19 protein-coding genes are annotated in these 25,022 nt (G+C 43.8%); 8 read left to right on the top strand and 11 right to left on the bottom strand.

Annotated elements, in window-relative coordinates; all coding sequences use genetic code 11:
- Positions 1 to 29: 29 nt before the first annotated feature.
- The gene (locus AC2D6U_RS11185; protein WP_484721069.1) at positions 30 to 2,228 is read right to left on the bottom strand and encodes a family 20 glycosylhydrolase; all 2,199 of its coding nucleotides are present in this window, start codon (positions 2,226 to 2,228) and stop codon (positions 30 to 32) included.
- Between the two features lie 152 nt (positions 2,229 to 2,380).
- Between AC2D6U_RS11185 and AC2D6U_RS11180 the strand changes: the two genes are divergently transcribed.
- Positions 2,381 to 3,355 (top strand): glycosylasparaginase, encoded by a 975-nt coding sequence (locus AC2D6U_RS11180; protein WP_484721068.1) that lies wholly within the window; start codon positions 2,381 to 2,383, stop codon positions 3,353 to 3,355.
- On the opposite strand, the gene AC2D6U_RS11175 is transcribed toward AC2D6U_RS11180, so the two are convergent.
- The 3 genes from AC2D6U_RS11175 to AC2D6U_RS11165 all read right to left on the bottom strand — a co-directional run bounded on the left by AC2D6U_RS11175 (position 3,356) and on the right by AC2D6U_RS11165 (position 8,032).
- On the bottom strand, positions 3,356 to 4,546 hold the full coding sequence (locus AC2D6U_RS11175) for a DUF418 domain-containing protein (RefSeq protein WP_484721067.1): 1,191 nt from the start codon (positions 4,544 to 4,546) through the stop codon (positions 3,356 to 3,358). It lies immediately after the preceding gene.
- A gap of 65 nt (positions 4,547 to 4,611) precedes the next feature.
- Positions 4,612 to 4,887, bottom strand: coding sequence for a Rieske (2Fe-2S) protein (locus tag AC2D6U_RS11170; protein ID WP_484721767.1), 276 nt, complete (start codon positions 4,885 to 4,887; stop codon positions 4,612 to 4,614).
- Positions 4,888 to 4,930: 43 nt separating this feature from the next.
- Complete coding sequence (locus tag AC2D6U_RS11165) at positions 4,931 to 8,032, bottom strand: S41 family peptidase (RefSeq protein ID WP_484721066.1); 3,102 nt, start codon at positions 8,030 to 8,032, stop codon at positions 4,931 to 4,933.
- 94 nt (positions 8,033 to 8,126) lie between these two features.
- Between AC2D6U_RS11165 and AC2D6U_RS11160 the strand changes: the two genes are divergently transcribed.
- Together AC2D6U_RS11160 and AC2D6U_RS11155 are read left to right on the top strand one after the other, a co-directional pair.
- On the top strand, positions 8,127 to 10,367 hold the full coding sequence (locus AC2D6U_RS11160; RefSeq protein WP_484721065.1) for a TonB-dependent receptor: 2,241 nt from the start codon (positions 8,127 to 8,129) through the stop codon (positions 10,365 to 10,367).
- Entirely contained in the window at positions 10,364 to 10,948 is a 585-nt protein-coding gene (locus AC2D6U_RS11155) for a nitroreductase family protein (protein ID WP_484721064.1), read from the top strand. Before AC2D6U_RS11160 ends, AC2D6U_RS11155 begins: the two co-directional genes overlap by 4 nt.
- Here the strand turns inward: AC2D6U_RS11155 and AC2D6U_RS11150 are convergent.
- Positions 10,945 to 11,637, bottom strand: a complete 693-nt coding sequence (locus AC2D6U_RS11150; protein WP_484721063.1) for a methyltransferase domain-containing protein — start codon at positions 11,635 to 11,637, stop codon at positions 10,945 to 10,947. The two genes, AC2D6U_RS11155 and AC2D6U_RS11150, sit on opposite strands and share 4 nt — an antisense overlap.
- Positions 11,638 to 11,672: 35 nt before the next feature.
- On the opposite strand from AC2D6U_RS11150, the gene AC2D6U_RS11145 reads away from it, so the two are divergent.
- Positions 11,673 to 12,107, top strand: a complete 435-nt coding sequence (locus tag AC2D6U_RS11145; RefSeq protein WP_484721062.1) for a hypothetical protein — start codon at positions 11,673 to 11,675, stop codon at positions 12,105 to 12,107.
- On the opposite strand, the gene AC2D6U_RS11140 is transcribed toward AC2D6U_RS11145, so the two are convergent.
- The gene (locus tag AC2D6U_RS11140) at positions 12,104 to 13,186 is read right to left on the bottom strand and encodes a type III polyketide synthase (protein WP_484721061.1); all 1,083 of its coding nucleotides are present in this window, start codon (positions 13,184 to 13,186) and stop codon (positions 12,104 to 12,106) included. The genes AC2D6U_RS11145 and AC2D6U_RS11140 overlap by 4 nt on opposite strands.
- A 50-nt stretch (positions 13,187 to 13,236) precedes the next feature.
- Between AC2D6U_RS11140 and AC2D6U_RS11135 the strand changes: the two genes are divergently transcribed.
- Positions 13,237 to 14,139, top strand: a complete 903-nt coding sequence (locus tag AC2D6U_RS11135) for a UbiA family prenyltransferase (RefSeq protein WP_484721060.1) — start codon at positions 13,237 to 13,239, stop codon at positions 14,137 to 14,139.
- On the opposite strand, the gene AC2D6U_RS11130 is transcribed toward AC2D6U_RS11135, so the two are convergent.
- The gene (locus AC2D6U_RS11130) at positions 14,136 to 15,239 is read right to left on the bottom strand and encodes an NAD(P)/FAD-dependent oxidoreductase (RefSeq protein WP_484721059.1); all 1,104 of its coding nucleotides are present in this window, start codon (positions 15,237 to 15,239) and stop codon (positions 14,136 to 14,138) included. The two genes, AC2D6U_RS11135 and AC2D6U_RS11130, sit on opposite strands and share 4 nt — an antisense overlap.
- Positions 15,240 to 15,353: 114 nt before the next feature.
- Here AC2D6U_RS11130 and AC2D6U_RS11125 point away from each other — a divergent pair, with 114 nt between their 5' ends.
- On the top strand, positions 15,354 to 17,861 hold the full coding sequence (locus AC2D6U_RS11125; RefSeq protein ID WP_484721058.1) for a zinc-dependent metalloprotease: 2,508 nt from the start codon (positions 15,354 to 15,356) through the stop codon (positions 17,859 to 17,861).
- A gap of 50 nt (positions 17,862 to 17,911) precedes the next feature.
- On the opposite strand, the gene AC2D6U_RS11120 is transcribed toward AC2D6U_RS11125, so the two are convergent.
- Both AC2D6U_RS11120 and AC2D6U_RS11115 read right to left on the bottom strand, forming a co-directional pair.
- A complete protein-coding gene (locus tag AC2D6U_RS11120) occupies positions 17,912 to 19,153 on the bottom strand; it encodes an aspartyl protease family protein (RefSeq protein WP_484721057.1) in 1,242 nt (413 codons plus the stop codon).
- A gap of 22 nt (positions 19,154 to 19,175) precedes the next feature.
- Positions 19,176 to 19,628: an SRPBCC family protein gene (locus AC2D6U_RS11115; protein WP_484721056.1), complete on the bottom strand. Its 453-nt coding sequence runs from the start codon at positions 19,626 to 19,628 to the stop codon at positions 19,176 to 19,178.
- A gap of 99 nt (positions 19,629 to 19,727) precedes the next feature.
- Between AC2D6U_RS11115 and AC2D6U_RS11110 the strand changes: the two genes are divergently transcribed.
- Positions 19,728 to 22,733, top strand: coding sequence for a CHAT domain-containing protein (locus tag AC2D6U_RS11110; protein WP_484721055.1), 3,006 nt, complete (start codon positions 19,728 to 19,730; stop codon positions 22,731 to 22,733).
- Between the two features lie 46 nt (positions 22,734 to 22,779).
- Here the strand turns inward: AC2D6U_RS11110 and AC2D6U_RS11105 are convergent, their stop codons facing one another.
- Entirely contained in the window at positions 22,780 to 23,787 is a 1,008-nt protein-coding gene (locus AC2D6U_RS11105; RefSeq protein ID WP_484721054.1) for a tetratricopeptide repeat protein, read from the bottom strand.
- Positions 23,784 to 24,326: an RNA polymerase sigma factor gene (locus AC2D6U_RS11100; protein ID WP_484721053.1), complete on the bottom strand. Its 543-nt coding sequence runs from the start codon at positions 24,324 to 24,326 to the stop codon at positions 23,784 to 23,786. The genes AC2D6U_RS11105 and AC2D6U_RS11100 overlap by 4 nt, the downstream gene beginning before the upstream one ends.
- A gap of 218 nt (positions 24,327 to 24,544) precedes the next feature.
- Here AC2D6U_RS11100 and AC2D6U_RS11095 point away from each other — a divergent pair, with 218 nt between their 5' ends.
- Positions 24,545 to 25,018, top strand: a complete 474-nt coding sequence (locus AC2D6U_RS11095) for a response regulator (protein WP_484721052.1) — start codon at positions 24,545 to 24,547, stop codon at positions 25,016 to 25,018.
- Positions 25,019 to 25,022 lie beyond the last annotated feature (4 nt).

Here is a 25,022-nt window from a genome sequence, read left to right as displayed (position 1 = left end):
CTTGAGCCACTCACAACTTAGCTTAACGGTTAATGGTAAAATAGGTTAGGGTCAATGTCATTTCGTGCGATTCCTGGCCCCTCCATTTCAACCGTCAATCGTTCGCCACCTCCTGATTCGAAGTACTTGACTTCAAAGGTGTGAAAGCCAGCCTTCAGGGCAATTTGGCCGTAGGCTTCTTGAGGGCCATGTGGACCATCGTTGTCTACAACCAATTCATCGGCTACGGACAAGCTGCTCCCATCATCAGATGTAGTGAAAAAAGTGTAGATGCCGTCAGATGGCACATTGATCATCCCTCGAAAGACCAAACCAAATTGTGCCGGTTGTTCCTTGGGAAGGGAAATGGATGTCACAATCTCTGCTTGGCCCTTGGGCGTCAGGGCATTGACGGATCCAAAGCCACCGGTAGTCATGAATACCTCCAGCCCTTTATCGGCTTTCAAGGGTTGAATGGGCTCGTAAAGTGTTGCTTTTTGATAGGTGGCACTTGCCACCGTGCTTCTCGCTCCTCCAGCCAAAACGGTAATGGCTTTGACTTCAATTGGATCTAAAATGTCTAATGAAATTTCGTCTTGATAGCGTGTTGATCCTTCACTAGGTTCGCTTCCGTCCGTGGTGTAATAGATCGTGCTTCCCTCGTATGTGCTTGACAACTGAATGCTGACCTGTTCGTCTAATGTCAATGAATTGGAAAGTCCATTGGGTTGACTGATGTGATAATTGACGTTTTTGCTGTCAAGAAGGGCATATTGATGGGGCAGTTTTTCTTGAAAATGCGTCCAATCTCTGTTGCTTTTGGCAGACCAAACGGTTTCAGCCAACGCCACTGCTCTTGGGTACACCATGTACTCCACATAGTCAGAGGTTTTCATGTATTCTGTCCACACATTGGCTTGTGCACCCATTACATATTCATGGTATTCATCATCCAGACCTGCTGGAATCGGTTCGTAACGGTAGACACTTTCTAAATCGGTAAAGCCACCGATGGCCAGGGGTTCTGTTTTTGGATCGGCTTGGTAATGGTCGAAATACATGTTGCCGTTAGGCGTCATCACTACATTATGGCGAGCTTCTGCCGCTTCAATGCCACCGCTTTCTCCTCGCCACGACATGACGGCTGCACCAGGGGCTAAGCCTCCTTCAAGAATTTCATCCCAACCGATCAATTGACGTCCATTGGCATTCAAGAACTTCTCCATGCGCGTGATGAAATAGCTTTGTAATTCAAACTCGTCTTTGAGGCCTTCTCTTCTCATTACCTCTTGGGCCACCTTGCTTTTTTTCCAAACGGTTTTCGGGGCTTCATCGCCACCAATGTGAATGTACTTGCTCGGAAAAAGCGCCATCACTTCGGTCAACACATTTTCTAAAAAGGTAAACGTTTCTTCTTTAGGGCAATAAATGTCATCATAGACTCCCCAACGAGTGCCAACTTCATAAGGTCCTGGTCCACAACCTAATTCTGGGTAGGCCGCGAGGGTAGCAAGCGAATGACCAGGCATTTCAATTTCTGGTACAATGGTCACTTGACGTTCGGCCGCATAAGCAACGATCTCCTTGATTTCTTCTTGGGTATAATAGCCACCATAAGGTTGACCGTCACCAACATAAGGGTTGAAGTTTTTTTCTACGACGGTTTCTTTCCGTTGACTTCCAATTTCAGTCAGCTTTGGGTATTGTTTGATCTCGATGCGCCAGCCTTGGTCTTCGGTCAAATGCCAGTGAAAGGTGTTGAACTTATACATGGCCATCACATCGATGTACTTTTTGATAAAATCGGTCGAAAAGAAATGCCTCCCCACATCCAAGTGTAGACCTCGCCATGCAAAACGCGGGCTATCGCTGATGTTTAGGTAAGGTAAGCTAGCAATATGCTTTCCGGGGGTTAGCAGTTGAATGAAAGATTGCACACCATAGAAGAATCCTTTTTGGTGAGCGGCTCTAATGAAAACCCCTCGATGGTCAACCGATAACTCATAAGCCTCATCGGCCAAGCCCGCAGTTTTCTGGAAGTGAATATCCGTCAACTCAGAGGCCTTGTGTACTTCACTTTTCCAACCCATTTCATTCAGGTAATCAGCTAAAAAACGGACACTTTCCTCCGCAAGAGGATCTTCAAAAGAAAGGGTGGGCTTTTCGTGTAGCGGATAATACTTTTCCATGTCAAAACTTATGCTCAAGGGTTCAGGAACGATATGGGGTTCGTGAACGTCAGGGGACATGGTTTTGCATCCGAGGAGCAGAACAGAGGCTAACAGAAAAAGGAATGAATTGCGCATCCTTCAATTTATCGGATTAAGCTCGAAAAAAAAACGCTTTTATTAAAGGGGTATCATTGGGTGAATTTTTCCTTAAATTTTAGAAAATTACATGTATGAGTAACAGAAGGAAATTCATCAAGTCGTCCATCTTTAGTGGGCTGGCAGTAACGAGCGCAAGCTTGTCTTCATTGGCCTGTGCGCCCCAAAAGGCCGTTAAAAAACCTATTGTCATTTCAACCTGGAACCATGGGATGGAAGCCAATGCAGAGGCCTGGAAGACGCTATCTACGGGAGGCAAGGCCATTGATGCGGTGGAAAAAGGCGTCATGGTCACTGAGAATGACCCGAACAATGCGACGGTTGGGATAGGTGGTTTTCCGGATCGAGATGGAAACGTTACACTTGATGCCTGTATCATGGATGAAAATGAAAACTGTGGCTCCGTGGCTTTTTTACAGGACATCAAAAACCCAATTGCTGTTGCTCGAAAGGTCATGGATGACACGCCACATGTGATGTTGGTTGGTGAAGGAGCGAAGAAATTTGCCCTTGCTCAGGGCTTCAAGGAAGAGAATTTATTGACACCCAATGCAGAGAAGGCGTGGAAAAACTGGTTGAAGAATCAAGACTACCAACCGGAGATCAATGTTGAAAATCATGACACCATCGGTATGGTAGCCTTAGATGATTACGGCGACCTTTCCGGTGCATGTACCACTAGTGGGGCTGCTTGGAAAATGAACGGTCGCGTTGGTGACTCGCCGATCATCGGCGCGGGCTTGTATGTCGATAATGAGATTGGTGCAGCGACGGCCACCGGGTTAGGAGAGTTTGTTATTAAAATATGCGGGTCACACATGATCGTCGAACTCATGCGGCAGGGATATTCTCCACAAGAAGCTTGTGAACAGGCGGTCAATCGAATCGTAAAAAAGTATCCCGACAACTACAAGAATCTTCAAGTTGGCTTTTTGGCCTTGAGCAAGAACGGGGAATACGGTGCATTTGGCATCCACAAGGGATTTAATTTTGCAGTCAAGTCAGGTGATCAGGAAGAGTTGATCGATGCCGGGTATTATCAGGGCTAATCAATTGGATTTAAGGAAAGGTTGAGGCTTTCCGTAGGTCAGCGAACGCCAGATCCACTCAAAGGGGCCAAAGTTGAAATAGCTTAACCAGAAAGAAGAAAAGGCAATTTGCACTACCCAAATCCCCAAAACGATCACCGCTTGTGCAGAACGGTCCAAGTCTGCAAAAAGAGCGAAGCCATGACCATAAAAGATGAAGGTGCAAATGATGGATTGCATGAGGTAATTCGAAAGGGCCATTCTTCCCACGTTGGCAAGCTGTTTGGCAAAAAAGCTGCGGGTGTTTGCCTTACAAAATAGCATAACGATACCGATGTAACCGATGGCCATCAATATGCTACCCCAATAATTGAATTGAGAAAAGAAGAAAAAACTTAAACGAAAATCCCAATCGTAGTGGAAATCCAGTATGGTGCCGCTGATAACAAGAGGGAGTCCGATGCCTAAACCATACGCCACCATTTTGGCATAGTATTTTGAGGATTGCTTGAGTTTAAAGACTCGTCTTTTGTACAAAGCCATTCCAATCAATAGACAGCCGGCAATACGCCAGAAGCTTTGAAAAACGAAGACCGTGGTTTGCATCTCAAAAGCTTGTGGGGCCCTGATGAAGAGCTGTCTTTCCCAGCTGCTGGTGTAGTAGTCAATTTCTTCTTGTTGTGCTTCGGCTGCAGGGTTCCATAGCTCTGCAGCGGTGGCCTCGTATTCTCCTGGTTCCCACAGCGGAACGGAATAGCCGATCAATAGACTAATGGCGGATCCAATGACCAGAAAAATAACTCCTGCTCGGATTTGGGTGGCGGTACTTTTGCTTCTGAAAATAAACATCAGTAATCCACAGATAGCGTAGAGAAGAAGAATATCACCCATCCAGAGTAAATAGGCATGGGCGATTCCGATAAGGCCTAGGAAAATAAATCGTCGGTACTGTAGGTCTGAAGACCGAAGCTGTTCTTTTCTTGCTTTTTGAGAGATCATGACCACGCTGGCCCCAAAAAGCATGGAAAAGATGGCCATGAATTTTTGGTCGGCAAACACATGGCTCAGGAGCCAAACGTAGAAATCGTAACCCCCTAAGTTTTCAAAACTCGACGGGTTGACATAGGCCGAAGAAGGCATAGAAAAACTCTGAATATTCATGACCAGAATACCCAGAACGGCAACACCTCGTAGAATATCGAGTGAAACCACACGACTTTTCTCACCAACGGGATGAAGAATGTAACTCGCTCTTGCCGAAAAATAAATTTACATGCTTAAAAACTTAAATATACTCCTTCAGCGTTCAAATGCAATTTATAGCGGGTTAAGGCCTGACATTTGTTGTTTGCCTCATTTCCAACTGACAGAGAAAAACGGTATTCATGTAGCGGACAAACGACTTCTCCAAAGGCCGTAATATTGGCCGAAGCAAGGGGATGCTTTTGATGAGGGCATAAATGGGAAAAAGCGTAGTATTCTCCGTTATACAAGGCAATGCAGACTTTGAAATTGGGTAACTGAAAAACCCTGACTTGCTTTTCCGCAAACAAGTCAGGGAATTTTTCCGTGTCATATAGTCTGAGGGTCGGCAAATCAATTATTCAATTGCTGCATGACTTCTTGAATTGCCCTAGCCAGTTGTGGGTCTTTCCCATCAATTCTGTCCTTAAAGGTCATGGGGACCTCAATATCAGGTGAAACGCCTGTTTTTTCCAGGTTTTGGCCATCAAGCGTATACGTTCCCCATGAAGGCAGGCGATAAAACGAGCCATCGACCAAACTAGCGCCGCTGGTGAAGATGATCCAACGATAGGTTTCAATACCAATGATCTTACCAAGGCCCAAGGCCTTAAATCCGGCAGCGGTCATCTCCGCATCACTGAGGCTTTGTTCATTGATCAAGAGAACAGTGGGTTTGGCTCCCGCACCAAAATTGCCTTGTGGCGTCAGCTTACCTTCGCGGTATTTCCACTGTAAATAAGGCTTTTGCGAAAGGAATTTGAGCACTTCATCATGGACATTTCCTCCCGTATTGTAGCGGAGGTCAAGAATTAGTCCATCGCGGTTATAGCCTTCAGAGGTCATCTCAACAAGAAAGTTTTGAAGTTCTCCACCGCTCATGTTTTTCATGTGCACATAGGCCACTTTGTTCTTCGTTTCCTTGTCTACTATGGCTTGATTATGATCTACCCATTCGTCGTAAAGATTGGTCTGCGTGCGGCCGCTACTCTGGGGGTGAACTTTTAAGGTTTTGGTTGTTTTGCCATTGCGAAAAGTCAACGTCATCTCCTCATCGATCGACGTAGTACTTAAGTAATATTCACGATTCATTTCAGGATCGATGACCACGCCGTTAATAGCGATTAAATCATCGCCGGCGGAAAGCGCTTTTCCAGGAAAGTCAAAGGGACCATCCTTGATAATATGTTGAACCGTGTATGGAGATTCTTTTTCAAAGACTAAACCAAGGCTTGCCGAACTGGTACGATATTCGGTTCGTTCTTCGGGACCGTTTGACCGGAATCCCATATGCGAGGAGTTCAATTCTCCTAAAAGGTCGTTAAGCAACACCCGTAGTTCGGCTCTTGATTTAACCTCTGGTAGGTAGTTGGCGTATTGGTCTCTAAGCGAAGGCCAGTCCATGTTGTGGAAGGTTTCATTGTAGAAGTTTTCTTCTATACCAGCCCAGGTTTCGTAGAACATTTGATCGAATTCTTTGCGCAATGACTTTCTGAATTTGAGTTCAGTGTCTATGGCTTTGAGTTTTTTTGAACCGATATCCAAGGTGTTGATGGTACCACGTACGTTGACGTAAAGGGTGCCACCCACATGGATGATACCGCCTGAGCCACCACTGCCGGCAATCTTATCGGTTTTGGGCCTTTCAAAGGGGGAAAGGGTAGTGACCCAAAGGGCTCGTTGGTTTTCATCATGATTGGATGAATAGATAATGTGCGTATCATCCCCTTTCTTTAATACGAAAGGGGCACCTTGTGTCCCGAAACTTGCGCCTACGCGCTCCATGACCTCCACCGCTTGGAGGCTTTCGTCAATGGAAACAGTGACCTCTTCTGATGTTTTGTCCTTGTCTTTTGGGTCAAAAACCTCTGCGAGCTTGGTTGATTTGAACGCCTCCTCCTGTCGTTTTAGGGGAATACGATAAATGTCGCCATCGCGCAATCCAAAAGGGTAGCTTGGTTGGGTTCGGTTGGTTTCAAAGTAAAGGTATTTGCCCTCTGGTCCCCAAAAGGGATTGGTTTCAGAGACACCAGTTTTGGTCAAGTTCCTTAATGTGCCCTGCTCGATAGCATAGACATAAATGTCTTCTTCGAAATCGTTGCGCACGGTAAAGGCGATTATTTTTCCATCGGGAGAGAAACGAGGTTGAGGCTTGTAGAGCCCCCAAAGCTCTTCATTGGCCACGGTTGTTGATGTAAAACTTTCTAGATCGAGGAGGCGCAATTCATTTCTACCACCGAAATAGGCGGCTTTGGTCATTTCAGGGTTCAATTCAATGTTTCCGATGAATAGTTCATCATTGGTCAATTGCTGGATGCCATCACCCGTCTTGGCGTTGATCTTGTAAATATTTGGATATCCATTGATCGTTTCTGTATAGAGCAAGGTCTCATTGTCTTTTAACCACTTGACCTCAATGACTCGTTCAGTGCTACTGGTGGGAAGCTCTTTAATAAATTTCCCGGAAATGTCAGAAACAAAAAGCCGTCCTCTCGACACAAAGGCCATCTTCTTCTGATCAGGCGACACATCGAAGCTCCCAACATTCCCTTTGGTGTTGAATTCTTTGTCAGCGGCCAAGGTCGAATGATTCAGGACAGTGATGGGCACTTTCTTACTTTCTTTACTTGCCGGGTTGTAGGTAAAGAGTTGGTAGTCTTTTTCAAAAACGATCAACCGACCGTTGGCACTGACCTGTGGGTCTTTGATGCTGGTGTCAAAGTTGGTTAAGCGTTGTGGAGCGTCTGCTAATTCGAAGAGATTGTACTCTCCATTGTCACGATCAGAGACGAAATAGACCTTCCCTGAACGATCGATGGTAGACCACATATCTTTTCCCTGGTAGCTGGTCAGTTCCTCATAGTTTTGGTTTTTTGGATTGTAGGTTTTGATATTCGGGTTGAAAGACCCTTTGTACCTTTTTCTAGTGATCTGGTTACTACTCTCCCAACTTTCGTTGAAGAAAATTCTGCCATCAGGATGTATGGCGAGATTGTGCGGCCAATTGAAATGGTGTTCAACGAGGCGCTTGGGGGTACCTCCGTCGATGTTGACAGAAAAGGCAGTTAACCTATTTTCTCGACTTGAGCGAAAATAGATGGTTTGGCTATCCCAAGACCAGGCTTCTGTTCGATCAGCTGCAGAATGATAGGTCAGGCGCTTGATGTCACCGCCGGTGATAGGCATCAAATAGAGGTCTGAATTTCCCATGACCTCTGCTGTAAACGCGATCCATTTGCCATCAGGGCTCACTCTGGGAAAGGACTCATTCCCCTCCATGGCCGTTAACCTTGAGGCTTCCCCTCCCTCGCTGTCGACTACCCAAAGGTCTCCGTCATACGAAAAGACGATCTTGTCAGCATCTGGTGTCAAACTAGGTGAGGAAGTGAAAAAGGCCTCTTGTGCGGTCATCGACAAAGAGGCGAATAAAGCGATGAGTAAGGGTAGTTTTTTCATATCATTCAAATTGATGCGAGAAGTTACCTAGGTTTGTGTTCAATTAAAAACCAGAAAACATTAGCGGAATGAGGAGGTTTAGTTCGGTATTATCATGAGAGTAACGTTGTGGGTTCTTCTTTCTTTGTTCATTCCTTTTGGACTGTTCAGCCAAATCAACATTAAGGTCTTGGATGAACAACTCAAGCCTGTATCCGGTGTCGTACTGCAGTCAACAAACCCTGTCATTCAGCAGGTATCCGATGCCTCAGGGCTGTTCGATTTGAAAGTAAGTTTCATCGAACGGTTGCTCCTCACGCATGTAGCGTTTGAAGACCAAATGATGGAAAACGTCAGTGAGGGTACCTATCAGTTGGTGCTAACGCCAAAAACGGCAATGCTCGATCAGGTGGAGGTAGAGGGCTTTGGTTCGAACAGCAAGCTGAATCAGGTGGCCGGTGCAATTCGTCGGTACGATGCCGCTGAACTGGATCGCTTCGATCAGCAATCGTTAGTTAGACCGCTGAACCTGACACCGGGAATCAGGTTTGAAGAACGCGCAGGAGCAAGTTATCGTGTGTCCATCAGGGGCAGTTCACTACGCTCCCCTTTTGGGGTACGCAATGTGAAAGTCTATTGGAATGATATCCCATTTACCGATGCCGGAGGGAATACCTTTTTGAACCTGTTGGATAGGCAAAACATGAACGGTTTAGAAGTGATAAAGGGACCCGCAGGTAGCATGTACGGCGCAGGAACAGGGGGCGTCATGAAGTTCAAGAGCACCAACTATGCGCCCTTGGTCAATTCGATCACAGGGCAGTTCAGCGTAGGGTCATTTGGTCTTCTGCGATATGGTCTTCAGGCAAACAGCACCACGGAAAAGTCTTCGTGGACGGCAAAAGTAATCCGCCATGAACTGGATGGATACCGAGACCATAATGCCATGAAAAAAAGTGTTTTTGAGCTGAATGGTCTGCTGTTTACATCCGAAGCTCGGACGATCGAGACGGGCCTAATCTACTCGGATCTCTTTTATGAAATTCCTGGTGGCCTGACCAAGGATCAATTTGAGCAGGATCCGACCCAGGCCAGGCCTAGAAGTGCCAGTCAAAACGCATCCATTGATCATCAGATGCTTTTGGCCAAAATTGGGCAGAACTATACATGGGGGAATGGCCTTTCTAACAACACACACCTTTTCGCCAGCATTCGCCGATTTGAGAACCCCTTTATTTTGGATTATAAAGAAGAGGAAGAAACAAGGCTTGGTGGCCGGTCTGTTTTTGAACTCTCAAAAGACCCTACTAAATTTTCCGTTTTCATGGGTGCTGAGTTTCAGGTGGCTTGGTTGGAGGCTGATAATTTTGGTAATGTGGGTGGTCAACGCGACACCATTCGCTTTGCTGATGAGCTGACGAATACCGACTTTACCGCCTTTGTTAATGCACATTATTTTTTGACAGATTCATGGAAGTTGGAGGCAGGGTTAAGTTTTGCCAATACGGTCTACGCCATTGATCGAAGCATTGACAAGATCACCAATAACCCGACATCGTTTACCAAGCGGTTTGATCCAAGCCTTAATCCACGTATCGCATTAAGTAAGATCATCACAGCAGCATTGAGCGCACACCTTTCGGTATCAACGGGGTATTCGGTACCGACTACATTAGAGGTCAGGACGAACGAAGGAAGTATCAATCAGGCCCTTCAACCGGAGCGAGGAGTAAATTATGAATTCAATTTGAGAGGAGGGGGCTCAGCATTTTCTTACGATCTTTCCCTTTTTCGTTTTGAGTTGACGGAGTCGATCACCTCTTTCACCGACCAAGACGGAGTGGTTCTTTTTAGAAATGCCGGTCGCTTACAACAACAAGGAGCAGAGTTAGAGCTCCTCAGGCCATGGTTAACCAGATCGAGTGGCTTTATCAAGACGGTCAGTAGTCGTTTGGCGATAACCTATCATGATTTTCAATTCAAAGATTACCAATCCGGGGGAGACGATTTTTCTGGAAATGCCTTGACCGGAACTGCCCCTTGGATTGTCGGGTTTTCAACGGACACTCAGTTGGAAGCAGGTTTTTTTGCCAATGTTTCTTACTTGTACACGGACGCCATGCCATTGAATGACGAAAATACAGTCTTTGCGGAGGCCTATCATATGCTTTTTGCCAAATTAGGATGGCGACAGACGGGAGAGAAATTTGATATTGAACTTTCTGCTGGAGTGGATAACATTTTCAATGAAAGCTATAGCTTAGGCAATGATTTGAATGCTTTTGGAGGTCGTTATTTTCAGCCGGCCCCGACACGAAATTATTCCGTTGACCTCATTATACGATTGAAAAAATGAAAACGAACGACTTGAATGAGCTGATCAAGAACAGAAGATCGGTTTTTCCGAAAATGTATAGCCAGGAGAAGGTAGCAGACGAGGTGATCCAACAAATGTTAGAAAATGCCAATTGGGCACCAACGCATCGTTTTACAGAACCTTGGCGCTTTACCGTATTTCACAACGAAGGATTGAAAAAACTAGCTGCCTTTCAAGCCGAGTTGTACCAAGAGGTAGCACAGGCAGACGGTTCTTTTGAAGAAAGGAAATATCAAAAATTGGCGAGTCAACCCATGATGGCCTCTCATGTTATTGCCATTGGCATGCGGCGGGATCCAGAAGAGTCCATTCGAGAAGTGGAAGAAATTGCTGCGGTCTCGATGGCGGTGCAAAACATGTATCTGACAGCTACAGCATATGGAGTGGGTTGCTACTGGGGAACAGGAGGAATTACCTACATGGAAAAGGCAAAGACGTTTTTTGGGCTAGGTGAAAAAGATAAGCTCATGGGCTTTTTGTACGTAGGAAGCATTCAAGGCGAGCTGAAGGCCAAAGGTCTTCGACAACCAATAGGGGAAAAGGTCAATTGGGTTGGCTAAAAAACCAACTGCCATCGAAAGGCCCATTGCCAACTGAGGTGTTTGGCCTCAATGTCAGCAGATGCCAAAAGAGCTTGTAATTCAGGCCTGATAAAGGCTCTTTTGACCGATAGTGGACCATCATTCTTCACCATATCGGATTTGGAAAAGAGTCGAGTCAGTAATTTGATGGAATAATAGGCGAACCAGTGCCTGTGCAGGTCGTTAATGACCACCCCTATTTCTGCCTGCTTTTTAAACTGTTTGAAGATGTCGACCAATTGGTCTTCTTTAAAGTGATGAGTGAAAAGCGTACAAAGGATCACATCGAAGGTTCTTTTCCGAAATGATGATCCAAAAATGTCCTCCACCTCAAAATGTATGTTCTTGAAAGAGGAGCAATGATCTTTTGCATAGGCAATGATGTGAGGGTTGGCATCAAAACCTATCAATTCCACCTCAATGCCTTTTCTTTTTGCCCATTGGGCAACCAATTTCAGCATCTCGCCACCACCGCAGCCGAGGTCAGCGATAACCAAAGGACGATCAATTCCTTTGGTCAATAGGTTCAGCCCGTTCGCTGTGACCTGATTTCCACCCAGTAGTCGGTTGATCGTATCCAGTTCTCTCAGGGTTTGTGTGATGACTTCTCCGGAAGAGGCAAGGTCATCCATTAGTTCTTCTTCGTACGAACGATTTTTGAAACTCACCGTTACTAGTTAAGAGGTTTTGATTATCTTAAAATATGACCAAACATGTCTTCTTGCTGCTGTTGCCTGTAATGCTGGTTAAACCCTGTTGGGGACAGAACCAATCCGCAGAAGAGTTTATCATCGCATTCACCTCAAACTACAAAAATCCAATGGCCTATTATCCGCTTAGGCAAGATATTTTTCTGCCAAGCGAGGAAGAGTGGAGGCAAATAGAGAGCAGACGAGACAGGCCAGAACAGGCTGTTGTCACGGGTTCATTCATTTTTATGGACAAAGATTCTACGATTGATCGAGAACCATTTATTACGGCAACCGGAGAGCTCATGTTCAGTAGGTCACCCTATCGTGGGCTTTCAAGAAAACCGTCCTATGCCTACCACAAAAGGAGACAAAAGCTGTTGATGAATCAAAACACTAACCTTGGTCGCTTCCTTTGGTACAACGAGCAATTCAAAAAATTGCGTTAAAGAAGATCAAAGGCGGCTGTTTCCATCGTTAAGCCAGGACCAAAAGCCATGGCTGCTAAACTCTTTCCGCTGTCCTCCTTTGTGAATGAATGCAGCATATCCTTTAAGACAAAAAGAATCGTTGGGGAGGACATGTTGCCATAACGTTTTAGCACGTCATGTGAAGCTTGCGTTGCCCGTTTTTCAATCCCTAACGCCGATTCTGTCACATCAAGGATGCGCTTTCCTCCTGGGTGGATGGCGTAGAAATCCGGTCGTTCGATGGGCAGTTGGCCGATCAGTTCTTTGATTCCCTTTTCGATCAAGTCGGGGACGTAGGTTGTTAGCTTCATTTCAAAGCCATGATTCCCAATGTTCCATGCCATGTCATTCTGGCCGTCAGGGTAAATGGCACTTTTGAAGTCTTTGATTTGAAGCGCAGGAGTTTCAAATGGTTTGGATTGACTCACTAAAACAGCTGCGGCACCGTCGCTAAAAAGCGCATTGGCAATAAGGTTGTCTTCATCATTTGCTTTTTGAAAGTGTAGGGTACATAATTCTACACAGACCACGAGCACAGTGGCATTAGGATCTGCAAGGCAGATCTGATTAGCAGTCTTCAGTCCGGTAAGTGCAGCATAACACCCCATGAAGTTGATGCACGTTCGCTCCACTGACTTGTTCAAATCTAATGCGTTGACAATGTCGATATCAATGCCCGGTGCATAGAGGCCCGTGCAGCTCACGGTGATCAAATGAGTGATTTCCTGTTTATCAAAAGCACTCAAACAGTTGTCTATTGCTTGGAGGCTAAGCGAAAGGGCTTCTTTTCGGTAAATGTCATTTCGTGTTTTTGTATCTGGGAAAGGAGAGAGGCTATCATTTTGCGGATAGAGTTTCCACAGACTTTTGTCCAATGTACCATAGTCAGGGACAACGGAGTAGCGTTCTTTAATGGCAGACACGCGGTATAGCGCCTGTAACCGTTGTTTTTCGTCGCCTTTTAGCCCATGCGCTTTGCTCATGAACTCAAAAACCTCTTGCTGTTCTATCCTATTCGAGGGCACTGCCGTGCCGATAGATAAAATGTTTACCCCCACATACGATTATAGTCTATTTTGGACTAAATTGTTCACGACTAGCGAGAGATATGTTCAAAAAATCTACTTGGCTCCACCTAAGGATTCCCTTTTCTTATTTTTTACTACCCATTTACCTCTTTGCGCTGTCATTGAGCCCTAATTTCAGTGAACAAGGAATGCTAGGCTTACTCGTGATTCTTCACCTCTTCATTTATCCTGCTTCGAACGCTTACAATAGCTATTTTGACAAAGACGAAGGGAGCATTGGAGGACTAAAAAACCCTCCGAAAGTAGATAAGAACCTGTACTACTTGGCCTCACTGTTTGACTTGATCGGCTTGGCCTTGACGCAGTATTTATACAGTAATTGGACCCTAACCTTGATGGTATTGGCCTATGTTTTGGTGTCACGCGCATACAGCAATGATCGGATACGATTGAAACGGTTTGCTTTATTGAGCTGGATGATTGCCGGCTTTTTTCAAGGAGCATGGGTGGTTTGGTTGACCTACGTAGGCCTCAACGACTTCAATTTTCTGATGGTGATGAATGACAAACCCCTTTATGGTGGATTACTGGCCTCGGCAATTCTCTGGGGGTCTTATCCCATGACACAGATTTATCAGCATGCGGAGGACACAAAACGAGGAGACCGAACGCTATCCGTTCTTTTGGGTATCAAGGGGACTTTCTTGTTCACGGCTAGTTGCTTTGCTTTAGCAACCTTAGGATTCATCTGGTTTTTCAGGACCTTTTTTGACATCAAGTATGCCGGAGCTTTTGTGCTGGCCATGTTACCGGTTGTGCTTTTTTTCAGCTGGTGGATGATCAAAACATGGAAAGATCAGACTCAAGCGAATTATCAAAACACCATGCGATTAAATATGATCTCTTCTACCGCATTGGCGCTATTTTTCATTTACCTTTTTCTGGATTACACGCAAGTGTTGAATGTGGTTGGCGTCTATTAAAAGGGCTCGCCGTGCGTGTTTTTCATGATCTTCTTAGCAAAAAACGGACTGCTCTTCATCACTTTTAAGGCAATAGCAGAGCGCTGCCCGGTCCCAAAAAGTTTTTGTGTTTGTCGACCTATCCATAAACGTCTGGCAAATGAATTTTTCCATAGCCTGCTATAATGGCTTTCCAAGACAGCCTGTTCAGCTGTTGGCATTTCGCTGATGAGATCAGTAAGGAGTTTTGCAGAATGAATGGCAAGGGCCATCCCGTTGCCACAAAGCGGGGTGATCAACCCGGCAGCATCTCCAATCATAAAGACGCCTTTTTCAACAGGAGACTTAGGAGCAAAGGAGAAAGCATTGATCACTTCGGGCTTCTCAAAAAGAAAATCTGAGTCTTTGAAAAGCGTTTGTAAAAAGGGGTTTTTGCAAAGCACGTTTTCTTCCATAGCGGGGATGCTACCATGTTTTTTTAACACGGCCCGCTCACCGAGATAGCACATGTTGTATTTATCTTCCTCTATTGCGGAGATGCCGCAGTACCCACTTTCGAAATTGTGTAGGGCGATGAGGTTTTTCGGAAAGGCAGTTTTGATGTGGTATTTGACACCGATGTAAGGGCTTTCTTGTGACAAAAACCTTCGATCAAGTACACGATCGAGATTGCTGTTCTTGCCATAAGCACCAATGATCAAGTCTGCTTGAACACGTTCTCCTAAATTATCTGTAGCATAAAACTCCCCTTCTTCCTTGGCAATACTGGTGATGAATTGGCCGGCCTTTAATTCGACCCCATCGTGAACGGCAAGTTTCGCCAAAAAATCATCGAAATAGTATCGGCTTACACCAAAGGCACCTAGGTCCAGCGGCATTTGATACGATTGACCATCTGTCGTGCTGTATTGAAAGTCAGTAATGGAGGATACGTCAACCTCAGGAAAAAGTCCGTTCCGCTTTAGGAAGTCTACTACTTCATTGGAGATGTATTCACCGCAAACTCGATGAAAAGGATACTTCTTTTTCTCGTATAAAATGACCTCGAAGCCTTTGCGAACCAATAGAATAGCTGCAGTTAAACCACCTAATCCACCACCGATGATTAAAATTTTTTTCAAATTATTTCCCCTTACCACAGCTTGCTGCCATTCAAGTAAAACAGCCTAAGAACTTAGTTTTTTGAATATAAGTTTAAAAACATACTTTCATGAAACTAAATAAACCTAAGTAAGATGATAAGACAGAAACTTAATGGAAAAGTATTGTTGTCTTTATTGATGCTTTTTGTACTCACCTTGGGTACAGTTGATGCTGATGCACAAAGCAGAAAAAAGAAAAGACAACAGGAAGAAGAGGCTAAAAAGAAGGCCGCTGCTGCTGAGCAGGCAAAAAAACCAGCACCTAAAAAAGGAGGCATTCAGCCTTTTGATAAAGTCATTACATCCGATGCAGAAACAGATGAGGGCTTGTTCAACGTCCACGTATTGGATGACAAGTATTTCTTTGAGATTCCTAATGACCTATTGGGCAGAGACATGCTCATGGTGACTCGAATCGCTAAAACTGCCTCAGGCATAGGTTTTGGTGGAGGAAAGACCAACACACAAATGTTGCGTTGGGAACGTGTGAATGATCAAATCAACGTGAGAATTATCTCTACCGTTGTAACTGCGGCAGACAGTTTGCCAATTGCGGAGGCCGTTGAAAACTCTAATTTCGCGCCGATCTTGGCTTCTTTCCCAATTAAAGCCATGTCAAAAGATTCTTCTGGCGTTGTGATCGAAGCGACAGGCTTGTTGACCAAAGACATCAAGCCTTTAGGCTTTCCTCAACGTTACCGAACACAGTATAGAGTCACTCGCTTAGACAACGAAAGGTCTTATGTAGAAAGAGTAAGCAGTTATCCTGAGAACATTGAGTTGAGACACGTGAAAACGTATTTGGCAAGTAGTTCGCCTTCAGCAAGAGACGATGGGTCTATTTCTGTACTCATGAGCAACTCCATGATCTTGTTGCCGGAGGTTCCTATGCAGCGAAGAATGTATGACAGACGAGTAGGGTGGTTTGCTAGAGGAACTACTGATTACGGTCTAGATGCTCAGCAGTCGAAAACAGTAAGATACCTCGACAGATGGAGACTTGAAGTAAAAGACGAGGACATCGAAAAATTCAAAAGAGGGGAGCTTGTTGAGCCAAAAGAGCCGATTGTCTATTATGTAGACCGTGCGACTCCTGAGCAGTGGAGACAAGCGATCAAAGACGGTATCGAAGATTGGCAAGTGGCTTTCGAGGCGGCAGGTTTCAAGAACGCCATCATAGCTGCGGACCCGCCAAGCCCTGAAGAAGATCCTGATTGGAGTCCTGAAGATGTACGTTATTCAGTCGTACGTTATTTGGCCTCACCAATTCCAAATGCGAATGGACCTCACGTGAGTGATCCTCGTTCTGGTGAGATCTTAGAAAGTGATATCAACTGGTACCACAATGTAATGACCTTGTTGAGAAGATGGTTCTTCGTGCAAACAGCTGCGATTAACCCAATGGCACAAAGCCCGGAGTTTGATGATGCCGTAATGTCTCGTTTGATTCGTTTCGTTTCCTCGCATGAGGTTGGCCATACCTTAGGTTTACCGCATAACTTTGCTTCTTCAGTAGCTTACCCTGTGGATTCCTTGCGTTCACCAAGCTTCACCAAGAAAATGGGTACTGCGCCTTCCATCATGGACTATGCACGATTCAATTACATCGCGCAGCCTGGTGACGAAGGGGTTGCTTTAATGCCTGAAGTAGGTGAATACGATAAGTATGCCATCGCTTGGGGTTACCGACCTATTCTGGATGCGGATTCTCCTGAAGACGAATTACCAACGTTAAGAAAGTGGATCGAAGACAAAAAAGGAGATCCATTGTACAGGTACGGCCGTCAAGGCAATCCAAATGATTACACCGCTCAAAGTGAAGACCTTGGTGATGACGCCATGAAGGCAAGCATGTATGGTATCAAAAACCTTAAGGTGATCATGAATAATTTGAGAGATTGGACCTATGTTGAAGGTTCTGATTATTCAGAGCTTGCTGAAATGTATGGTGAGGTACAATCTCAATTCAATCGTTACATGGGTCATGTTGGCCGCTACATTGGTGGTGTGAAGGAAGATTATAAAAATGCCGACCAAGAAGGCGTGATCTATACGCATGCGCCAAAAGACAAACAAAAAGAGGCCATGGCCTTCTTGAACGAGCAATTGTTCCAAACTCCAGAGTGGATGATCGATGATGAGATCATTAACCGACTAAGAGATTATGGTACGGTGGAATCCATGAGATCGATGCAAGTAAGGGCGTTGAACTCGACCCTTGAATGGAGAAAGCTAGGTAGAATCATTGAGAATGAAACCTTAAACGGGAATGATGCTTATGGTATGCTTGAAATGATGGCAGACCTAAGACAAGGCATTTGGAGTGAGTTGAGGACAGGTGCAACCATTGATACCTACCGTAGAAACTTACAAAGAGCGCATATTGATCGCTTGGAGACCCTAATGACAGGAGAGTTAACGAGCTCATTTGGTCCTAGCATCAATGCCAAACAATCTGACATCCGACCTGTTGTAAGAGCAGAGCTGAAAACGATGCAGTCTGCGATCAGAGCGGCAATCCCAAGAACAAGGGATAGAATGAGCAAGATCCATTTGGAAGATGCGCTCATTAGAGTAAATGATATTCTAGATCCGAAGTAATAAGTAAGTATGTATATAGAAAAAGCCTCTTTAAATTGAAGGGGCTTTTTTTATATCAATTTTTTATGCTTGATCACTTTTTTAATCAGGACACCATTTCTGCGTAGGATCAAAATGGTTTTGGTTGCGGGTTCAGCGCGTAAAATGGAATTGATCTCGGAGAATTTAAAAGAAGAAACAGGCCTACCATTGATGGCAAAGATTTGATCTCCTACGTTGATCCCGATTTTTGACGCATCAGAGTTTTGGATTAGTTCGCTCACATAGAATTCATTGTATTCTTCTCCTAAAGCGACAATCCTAAAGCCAATGGTATTGAAGTGAAACTTGTTTCTGTATTTTTTATTCGCTTTAAGGTATATGACTTCATTCAAGTAATCATAAATGACATGGAATCTTGAAAGAGCGTCAGACCCAATGGTGCCATATCGAATCAAGTCGTTATCAGTGTCCTTGATCTTTTTTTCGATTTCCCAGTTGATTGGAAATGAAGTCACCACATTAGAGAACTTAAAGGTCCCAATCTTCAATCGTTTGACCCGGCCAACCTTGCCATCAATGATGCCGGTTAATCCATTCCCAACAGTGTGATGGATGTTTTCTTTGGGAATAGTGATGTTCTCGTTATTTTCTGCATCCAAGAAAAGGGGACTACTAGCTCCGGAATCCACAAGCAGGTTCACTTTGGCCCTTCGCTGACCCTTCTGTTTGATGCTGACTTCTACAAAAGGACGTGAGTCTTTTAACTCGATGGGCACCTTTTTATAGCCTCGTGGTTTCTTGAAAGTTCTTGGGTCGTGGAGAATCAATAACTCCTCTTCGTAATTGACCTCAACGATGAATCGGTTAAAAACTTCGGATCCTAATATGCCCCTGGCATCAACTCCTAGTGCATTGCGGATATCCAGATTGTATTCTTGAAAAACAAGCATGGACTGGCTTTTTCCTCGAATACCTCCAAATGTGATGTCAAGCGATAGTGCAACCAAAAGCTCGGTCACTAACTCACCGTTTCCAGAATAAATAGGGACTACGCGATTCTGTGCGATATAGGATGTATCAATAATACTCTCGTCGAAGATCATACCTGATTCAGACCCTGTGTCAAGAATAAACTTATAAGGTCCTTTCCCATTGATCTTTATCGGTATGACGATGAGATTGCTTTCGTTCGTAAACCGAATGCTGTCTCGTATTGCTCCTTTTTGAAATAGATAGCCAAACGACTGTTGAGCGTAAGCACTGCTCAAAAAGCCAAAAAGAACTAATGATATAAAAAGAACCTTTCGCATAGGCTAACGTGTCGACCGAAACTTATTTTTTAGCATTTCCTAAACCAAAAACTTTCTTATAAACAGGCTTTCGGTATAAAAACTGCAGATAGAGCAAAGGGTAGATCAAATAATCCATGATGTAAAGGCTAGTCCTGTACTGAATATCATCAATAATAACAGAACCACTGCCTTGTGCCTCAACTTTATGGTGATGCCTCCATTTTTTAAAAGGAAAAGGAAGCCGCTTTCCCTCATCTACAAAGTCGAATCCTCCTTGATTTTCGCTATCGGAGGTAATTATACTCGTCCATTGATCTTTCCACAAGATAAAGTTCAATTCCATTGACACAGTATCTCCTTTTTTTGATCCATCGAACTGCAATAGCTTTACTTTGGGTATTGGGGGGTTAAGTTGTAGAAAAAGATCGTCATTGAAACCGGCTTTAACGGCTCTCCATTCTTGCTCCACAGGTGTTTTTAATAGTATCCTCACGTAGTGAAAACGTATTAATCCTTAATGTGTTCTTAAATTTGTCTTGTTGCAGGCATTAATGGTTCTTTGTATCTTCATTCATCACCTTAACACAGATTTTTGGGCAACGGCAAGGCATACATATTATTACTTCTGACTTGTGTCTTTGGCTTTCAAGTCATTCAGGCTCAAGATCTGCCAATAAAAACCTATGACCAACACCCTCCGAGCGAACTGGCGGTAGCGGATTCCTTACAGGGGGTAAGATCCTTTGCCCGTGCAAACGCTGAGCTAGACCGTAAAATTGACCTTTTTAGAAGAAGCAACGACATGAGGTCACTTATCGCTGCCCTAGAACTTAAGGCCAGGGTGTATAGAAGATTACCTGATAAAGACTATCCTGATGCTTTTCCCTATATTAAAGAAGCGGCCGCGTTAGCTAAACAACATCTAACAACTGACGATTTGCTTTTGGCCAGGGTCTATTTTACCCTTGCGCAGTTTAACTATCGAACCTATGATTTTTTCCAGGCGCGCTCACTGATGGATACTACGATGGAGCTGTACAACAGCGCCTTAACGATTGACACGGTACTTTATGAGGACATTGTCGACTACAAGTATTACACCTACTCTTATTCAAACGGCAGTACTGATACGCTTTTAACTTATGTCAACCTTCGGTACCAAAGGGAGCTAAATAAGCAAACAAGAAACGAATACGAAATCCTCTACATTCTGCAAGACTTTCCCGACATGTACATTGAAATAGGTGATTATGAGAGGGCACTGACCTATGCTATTCAAGGGTATCGCTATGCACAAGAGAATAAACAGGCCGTGCTGAAAGAGGATGATGGCTTTGAAGTCTATGCCAATTCATTCAAAAACCTGATGGATGTTTTGCTCTATCGAAAGGATTACAATGAAGCATTGAAAACCGGAATGCAACTGCTTGAAGTAATGGAACGAGAGAATATTTCTATTGAGCAGTACGAAGAATACTATGCTGTTATGGGTAACATCGGGTTGATCTATAGTCAAATGGGTGAGTATGATCAGGCCTTGGATTATCTCAAAGGCTCTTTGGCCATTGGAACAGAAGAGCCAATAAAAGCAGTCTTCTATGGAAAAATGCTTTTCAATATTGGCAATTGCTTGATCAACACAGGAAGAGAAGCGGAAGGGTTAGACTATTACCTAAGGGGCTTGGATATACTGAAAAATGAAATTTCAATGCCATCGACACTGTTGCACCAGCCATTTGATGATATCGGTGATTACCACAATCAAAGAAGGTCTATTGAATTGGCCTTACTCAATTATGACTCTGCTTTATTTAATTCATTGCCAAATAATGACAGGCCGTGGTATGAATTTCCCTATGATTCTACTCAAGATCTTTCTTTAGATCAGTTGGCAACGGTTGCCCGAAAGGCAGCGCTATTCAAAGACATCTCCATCGATAGTCTTGATGATGTATCGCTTAAAGAACAGGGCTTAACATATGCCTCAAACATTCATGAGATTCTGTTGCGCAGAAGACAAGAATTCGAGGCCACCGAGGGTAAACTTTTTCTTTCTGAGGAGTTTCGCTCTGTTTATGAATCTGCCATTGAAACGGCTTATCAACTTTACCAAGAGAAGAAATCGGATGACTACTTTCTAGAAGCGCTAAAGTTTGCCAGACTGAGTAAGTCCATTCTCTTTTTGGAGCAATCGGCTGAATACGAAAAGGTGAACAATAATATTGTTGACCAAAGGCTCAAACAACGATTCAGTAATTACAAAAAGAAACTGGATAAGCTGGAGGGCATTTTTTATTCATTGATCGACAACAGCGTCACGAGCGATTCCATTGTTTCATTAAATGATTCGTTGCTTGAGCTTCGGGCCAATTTAGCCGTTGTTTTAGACAGCATTGATCAAGAACTGCAGGCAGCCAATTGGACGGGGTATGATATGCTATTCAATGATCCCATGAAAAAGGGGGTGACTGAAAGAGGGACCTTGCGTGTCGAGTATTTCTACGGAGAGCAATTTGTTTACTTACTGGGAACCACAAAGGGAGAAATCTTTTTTCATCGGATTGAACGAGACAACAAGTTTGAAAACACTCTGAGCGAGGTGTTGGTCTATCTGGTGGAGCCTCCGAAAATCGAAACATTCAAACAGGACGCGGAGACCTATGGAAGAAATGCTGCTTTTCTTTTCGAGCAGCTGTTGGCACCTGCTTTGAACGACCTGAAAAACATCCGGAAAATCGTGATCATACCCGACCAATATTTGGCAAGGCTACCTTTTGAGGCGTTACTTTCAAGCTATTCGGGTGAAAGCCTCGATCAAATGAACTTCCTCATTAAACAATATGCAATTCGTTATGAACTCTCTTCGTTGACCGTGTCTGATAAACAATCGATAAGAGCCCCTAAAAAAGTACTAGGGCTTGGTTTTTCGAATGATCTTACGGTTGATGGATACGCTCCTCTACCCGGTACGGAAAAAGAGATTAACTCTTTAAAGGCCTCCTACAAGGGCACCTTCATTAACTCGGCATCAAAAGAACAATTCATGGACCTATCGAAAGACTATGATATTATCCACCTAGCAGTGCATGGCGAGTCCGATACCTTGAGTAAATACGACGCGCGTTTGATCTTTAGTTCAGGAGAGGATAGGGCGCTAAGCACCTCTGATCTTTATTTGGCAGGGCTAAACGCCAGGTTGGCTATTTTGAGCGCTTGTGAAAGTGGATCAGGTATGCTGAACAAAGGAGAAGGCACTTTTAGTATTGCACGCGGCTTTGCTTTGTCTGGGGTACCATCCGTAGTCATGAGTCTATGGAAGGTCAACGATAAAGTAACCTCAAAACTCATAGAATCGATGTATACATCCTTTATTGATGATGGACATTCAATCAACAAGTCTTTAGACCTGGCCAAAAAGAACTATCTACAGAATGCAGATGTATATTTTGCCCATCCTTTTTATTGGGCTTCGTTTGTTCACTTGGGAGAGGATATGCACTTTGAAGACCAAGGCAATGATTATTTGGTCTATGGCTTGGTGGTAATTCTATTGTTACTATCTGTCGTGACCATAAAAAAAAGAAAGAGAACTTATTAAGCTCTCTTTCTCGCGTGTTCGTGTGTGTTTGGAAAGAAGGTCTTTACTAACGCTCTCCTAAGATAAAGGCGAAACCATCTCGGTCTCCTTTACTTCTTCGGATTACGATCATCTCTACCTCAGAACCTACATGTAGTCCATAAATAGGCTGATCTGTCAGGAATCGATAGGTTTTACCATCGGTTTCTGAGATGGCAAACCCAAACTGTATTCTTCTTCGGCCATCAAAATCAAAGGCACCACTAGGTGCAGCATCTTCTTTTGGTCTAAGTTTTACGTCCGTGATAACTCCTCCATCCAAAGAGGTAGCGCTTAACCCCATCTCTCTCAAGACAGCTTCAGCTTTGTTCTTATAGATCGAATTCTCTAAGGTCAAACCAAACAAGCTCGCAACGGCAGCATCTTCGTCACCGTTTGACAGATGTGCTAATGACAAATACCACGCAGCTTGGGCATCGAATTCATCAAAGTTATTGATGGTAGCATTTAAGTTCTGAATGGCCATATCTAGATTTTTGGCTTCCAAATTGGATAGCCCCATGTAAAAATAATTAATGGCCTTGCGCTCTGTTTTTACGAGTTCGCTGAAGTTCGCTGCTGCAAGACTGTAATTTCCAAGATCATAAGCTCTAAAAGCCTCGGTAGCAAGCGTTGCTTCCTCTTCATTCTCACCCCTTACGATACCATAGATATTATCATAGGATTCGTAATTCTTCTCATAGATACCTTGAAGTGTTGAGTCTTCTGTATTGTTGGATAGGGTGAAGAAACTAAAAGCCGCAATCAGTATGAAACTGGCTGCAGCAACAATCGTCTTCTTCATTTTATTGTTGTTTAGGGTTGATTCTCTGTGTTGTACTTCCTCCTCAACTTCCTGTATAAAGCTGAGGGCTTCTTTTCTTGACAGAGCCCTAATACCTTCTTGAATCTCTTTTACCTCCTGAAATTCCTCAACGAATTCATGATCCAGCGCTAATGCTTCGTCAAAAGCCGCTTTGTCTTTCTTGTCGAGTCTACCAGAGAGGTAGCCATCAATTAGTTCTAAATTATTCATTGGTCTCTGTTCAATTCTTTCTTAATCCTTTGGATACACTTGTATTTTAAATTTTTTACCGTGTTTCCATTTTTATAGTTCATGATCTCAGCAATCTCATCTGTTGAGAGATTATTGAAATAGAATAGTTTCAAAAGTTGACTACAAGGTTCTCCTAAATTTTGAAGTACACTGGCTAAGAATTGCTTTCGTTCATTTCCTAGTTCGGCCTCGTCATTTTCGATCAATTCCATATCTTCTAACTCTTCTTGGTAAGATATCTTCGCCTGTTTTCGGGCATCAGCTAATAGTTTGTTCTTACCGATGGAATAGAGATATGTCTTGATTCCTGCGTCATTCATTTCTTCAACTGATCCATCCACAACGTTTTCGTAGAAGGAGATGATGGAGTATTGATATATATCAATAGCCTCTTCATCTGAGCATTTGTGTGCATAGGTGATCCAATTGATAAAACCACTTCGATATGCTTTATAGATCTCTTCGAGAGCGGTCTTGTCACCTTTATGCAGGCGATTGATTAAGGAAGCCTCACGCATGCTCGGTATTATTTAGTGATTGAGACAGGACAAAGGTCACCCAAAGGAGGCAGAAATATTTGAAATATTTTCAAACGAGAAGGAATAGTCACATAAAAAGCAGGAAACATCATGTTTAATGTCAAATTGTTAGGTGATGAAAATTTTTTTGAAAAAAAACCGTGTCGAAGGGTGACTTTTCCTATCTGAAAATCACTAATAATATACAGACAAATATTATGGGTGCAAGGTCTTACTTTCTTTTAGATAATGAAATCCTTTCCACGGATGAAATTTACGGCCAAAGGCAAAGTGCGGTCAATGACGACCGATTGATCCTTGCGAATAAGACCATTTTAGTCATTGATGACAATCCGATCAACTTGAGCGTTGCAGAAAAAACGCTGTGTAAGTTTGGAGCAAGCGCCTTAAAAGCGTTTTCAGCGAAAGAAGGACTGCAAACCTTCCATGCTCATCAGGTGGATGTGGTATTGATGGACCTACATATGCCGTTGATTGATGGGTTTGAAGCCACAAAAATGATTCGCGATAGTCAAAATTTTCGCGATCGTCCGGTTCCAATCTTGGCATACACAACTTACTCTTACGATGAAGTCAGTGAAGCCATTAAAAAATATAAGTTGGATGGCTACATTGGAAAGCCATTTACCCAAACCCAGGTCTTAGAAACAATTCTCTCCGTAATTAGCTGATCAG

The sequence above is a fragment of the Roseivirga sp. YIW32 genome, from assembly GCF_057219245.1.
Note: the sequence above shows the minus strand (reverse complement) of the source record. Positions and strands in the feature narration are given on the sequence as shown.